Annotated in this window: 3 protein-coding genes and 1 pseudogene; 1 reads left to right on the top strand and 3 read right to left on the bottom strand. The window is 58.3% G+C overall.

All coding sequences use genetic code 11. From position 1 onward, the window contains the following. The first annotated feature begins 77 nt into the window (after window positions 1-77). Window positions 78-302: a hypothetical protein gene (locus tag CO655_RS32990; protein ID WP_010030685.1), complete on the top strand. Its 225-nt coding sequence runs from the start codon at window positions 78-80 to the stop codon at window positions 300-302. A 141-nt stretch (window positions 303-443) separates the two neighbouring features. On the opposite strand, the gene CO655_RS32985 is transcribed toward CO655_RS32990, so the two are convergent. From CO655_RS32985 to CO655_RS34150, 3 genes and pseudogenes are all read right to left on the bottom strand, one after another. Further along, the gene (locus tag CO655_RS32985) at window positions 444-1130 is read right to left on the bottom strand and encodes a TetR/AcrR family transcriptional regulator (protein ID WP_010030686.1); all 687 of its coding nucleotides are present in this window, start codon (window positions 1128-1130) and stop codon (window positions 444-446) included. A gap of 176 nt (window positions 1131-1306) precedes the next feature. Further along, on the bottom strand, window positions 1307-2077 hold the full coding sequence (locus CO655_RS32980) for a glucose 1-dehydrogenase (RefSeq protein ID WP_097667967.1): 771 nt from the start codon (window positions 2075-2077) through the stop codon (window positions 1307-1309). A gap of 110 nt (window positions 2078-2187) precedes the next feature. Continuing rightward, window positions 2188-2453 (bottom strand): annotated as a pseudogene (locus tag CO655_RS34150) (acetoin dehydrogenase dihydrolipoyllysine-residue acetyltransferase subunit); the annotation flags it as partial.

Genomic DNA, 2453 nt, shown 5'->3' with positions numbered 1-2453 from the left:
AAACTCGATGTCAACGATTACATTTTCGTTGACGGCGGATTCGATCGGCGTAAGATGATCGAAAAGGGGGAATAGAGATGCGCTACTACGGCGAAATTTCCGGTGATCGGGTCATCGTTCTCATAGCCCTCGCGATCGGTGTCGCCATGCTATTGAACCTGCGCGCGGTTGCGACCTTTGTCGCACACGAGAGTAATGTTCTGAGCGAATTGCAAAACCGGCAGGCTGAAGCGAAACTGGCGGCTTTCAGATATTACGTTCTTGGCGACGAGGGCCAGGAGACGGCGGATTTACACCGCTGAAGCATCCCGGGATCGCCCATACTGACAATCTGGCGGGGGTCCGCCGGAGCGGAGGCATGCCGCGACGACCCGAGGCGGTCAAGCATATCTCCTCCCTTCCCTTTGCCGTTCCTCGCAATGCTTGCCATCAAACCGGCCGCTTTATCCCCCGCTGCAGATACGCGCGGCCCGAGCAATCTTTTCCTGCGACGTCAGGATCGTCCGTGACAGCAACACGGCCTGGTCGGCACATGCCTCGAGTTCGGCTGGATCCCCCGACCATTCGCACCACGTACTTGCCGCATCCAGCAGCGCCATTATGGCGCGAACAGTGCGTTTGCTCGGAAGATATCCCATTTCCTCTGCTGCCGTTTCAAACAGGCCGGCACAAAGATCCAGCCAGTGATCGATCTCATGACGGAACTCGATTTCCAGGAACCCTCCGATCCGGTCCATTCGGACAAGGAGATCCCATAGATCGCTTGCAGGATGCGAAATCTGCCGTTTTGCGGCTGTAACTACGAGGGCATCCCAGAACTCGTCGACGCTGTTTGTTTTGTCGATCGCCTCGAGTACGGCATATCCCCAGTTGCTGTAGTGCCAGCGCAGCGACTCTGCGACGATTTCACTGCGTCCCTCGGGAAAGTGAAAATAGATGCTGGAAGCCTTGACGTTGGCCTCCTTGGCGAGCAGCCGCATCGTCACCGCCGAATAACCTTCGTAGGTCGCGAGCTTTAAGAACACCTCGAGAATTCGGCGCCGGCCCGGGGTCAAGTCGGACCAATCGCGTTGATCCAAATGCTGCTTGAACAGATTGCGCGCGGTCATCACACGAGGCGGAAGGCTCATTACATAATCCTTACAGTGGGTGACGCAGTGAATGTCGCGACATCGTTCAAGTCAACAGGTTGCGGTGGCGCAAGCACCACCGATCGCTGCGATCGATGCCAAACTTGCGAAAGCTCAACACGTCAGTGCCGACTTAAACGGTCCTTCAGGCTCAGCGGGTGCCACGAAGTCGAACATTAGAACGGGTCTCGCGCGGCCGTAAGCCATCCGCCATCCATCACATAGGCGCTTCCATGAACGTAATCGGCGTCGTCGCTGCCGAGAAAGGCGGCCAGTTTTGCGATTTCTTCCGGTTGGCACCAGCGACGCGCGGGAACTTTGCTGATTGCAAGATCCATATCGGGCGATGCGGCGTTGTGTTCCGGCAGAGCCAAGGGCGTTGCGGTGGCTCCGGGGCAAATCGCGTTCACGCGGATCCCGCGCGCGCCGTATTCGAAGGTCATCTGGCGCGTCAAGCCGATGACGCCGTGCTTGGAAGCGGTATAAGCCGACCCGCCGCCGGCTGCGCTGAACCCGGACGTCGACGAGGTGTTGATGATTGCACCTTTCCCCTGCGAAAGCATATGCGGAATAACGGCTCGGGCCATGAGGAAAGGCCCGGTAAGATTGACGGCCAGAACCCTGTTCCATTCCTCGAGGCTGACCTCGTGGGCAGGAGCATGCCCGTCCAGAATTCCGGCGTTGTTGCAAAGAAGATCGATTCTTTCCCAGCGCTCGATGGTCGCTTTGACAGCGCTTTCGACGCTTCCGGCGTCGCTCACGTCTGCCTGCAGCGGATAGGCCCTATCCGGCGTAGAAAGCTTTTCGACCGTTTCGACAGCGCGAGCCAGATTGATGTCCAGAGCGGCGACGTAGGCTCCCCTGGACACAAATTCCCCGACCATGGCACGCCCCATTCCGGAGCCTGCGCCTGTGATGACCACCACCTTACCGCTATAATCACTCACGACAAATGCCTTCCTTTTACTGTGTTTGGCGAGGGGCGGTTACCAGTCAGCAGCTGGTGCACCGCCTATTTTCCGTTAGCTGCTTGAACAGCTTGGCGGGCGTTGCCCGATTAATTTGAGGCTTTCCTGATATTTTCGAGGATTGCCTGGTTGACGGTGGCGGATGCCTCCATTTGCGGCATATGGCCGGTATCGGGCAGGATGCGCAGGGTGAGGTTTGCCGGGAGGGTGCCGGCGTCTGGGACGGGCACGATCTGGTCCTGTTCGCCCCAGATCAGCATGACGGGGCAGTTAAGACCGGCAAGCGTCTCACGGATCGACAGCAACTGGCCGTCTTCTCCGGCGATGGTGTCGGCGATTGCCGTCAATGCCTCCG

This window comes from Rhizobium sp. M1, from assembly GCF_002531805.1.
GTDB lineage: Bacteria > Pseudomonadota > Alphaproteobacteria > Rhizobiales > Rhizobiaceae > Rhizobium > Rhizobium etli_C.
Note: the sequence above shows the minus strand (reverse complement) of the source record. Positions and strands in the feature narration are given on the sequence as shown.

Excerpts from the sequence above, each read along its gene's own strand:
- CO655_RS32985 (WP_010030686.1), bottom strand. The coding sequence starts at position 1,130 with ATGAGCCTTCCGCCTCGTGTGATGACCGCGCGCAATCTGTTCAAGCAG.
- CO655_RS32990 (WP_010030685.1), top strand. The coding sequence starts at position 78 with ATGCGCTACTACGGCGAAATTTCCGGTGATCGGGTCATCGTTCTCATA.